The sequence below is a fragment of the Vibrio sp. 10N.222.49.C9 genome (assembly GCF_041474985.1).
Lineage (GTDB): Bacteria > Pseudomonadota > Gammaproteobacteria > Enterobacterales > Vibrionaceae > Vibrio > Vibrio crassostreae_C.
This window is the reverse complement of the sequence record NZ_JBFRVD010001368.1, coordinates 1-293: the sequence shown is the minus strand read 5'-3', so window position 1 is coordinate 293 and position 293 is coordinate 1. Positions and strand designations below refer to the sequence as shown.

Sequence of the window (293 nt, the reverse complement as noted above, 5' to 3'; positions counted from 1 at the left end):
GTCATTGAAAAGACCGTTTGGGATCCAGATAACTTTTTCTGCACCTAAGTAGTCGCAAAGTAGTTTCTCGATTTCATCTTTTGTTAAGTCTGGATTCCGACTTGGATGAAGTAGGCATTCTGCTGTCGTATAAACAGTACCTTCGCCATCAATGTGGATTGAGCCACCTTCAAGAATGAGTGGCGCTCGGTAGCTATCGTCGCCTAGGATTTCACAAACTTTTTGAGCGATCTGATCGTCTTTGTCCCAAGGGAAATAGAGTCCATCGACTAAGCCGCCCCAAGCATTAAAGC

At 44.7% G+C, this 293-nt stretch carries 1 protein-coding gene; it reads right to left on the bottom strand.

What is annotated here, in order from left to right:
- A partial coding sequence (locus tag AB4585_RS28330; protein ID WP_372172096.1) for an agmatine deiminase family protein occupies positions 1 to 293 on the bottom strand: 293 nt, incomplete at both ends.